1 protein-coding gene is annotated in these 407 nt (G+C 72.2%); it reads left to right on the forward strand.

Features of this window, described 5'->3' with window-relative positions:
* Positions 1-407 (forward strand): RHS repeat protein (locus ARGLB_RS11335; RefSeq protein ID WP_003802448.1); only part of this gene is annotated, 407 nt, incomplete at both ends.

The raw sequence follows: 407 nt of genomic DNA on the forward strand, positions 1-407 counted from the left end.
TACAGTTTCGATGAGTACGGGCGGCCCACCCGGGTGCAGGGGGTGGACGGGTCCGCGGAGCTGGTCTCCTATGACGCGGCGGGGAACCCGGTGGAGCTTGTCGACGGTGAGGGCGGGCTGACGGTCCTGGGCCGGGACGTGGCGGGGAAGATCACCTCGATCACCTCCCCGTCGGGCGCGGTCACCCGGTATGAGTATGACGGGTGCGGGCGGCCCTGGCGGACCACGGACCCGGCCGGGGCGGTCACCGAGCTGGCGTACGACGCCGATCAGCGTGTCATTGCCCGGACGCTGCCCACCGGCGAGGTCGAGACGTTCGGGTACGACCCCTGCGGGCGGCTCGTGCTGCACCGTGCCCCGGGCCGGGGCGTGTCCCGGTACGGCTATGACAAGGCAGGGCGGCTGAC

Origin of the sequence: Arthrobacter globiformis NBRC 12137 (assembly GCF_000238915.1) — a bacterium.
Lineage (GTDB): Bacteria > Actinomycetota > Actinomycetes > Actinomycetales > Micrococcaceae > Arthrobacter > Arthrobacter globiformis.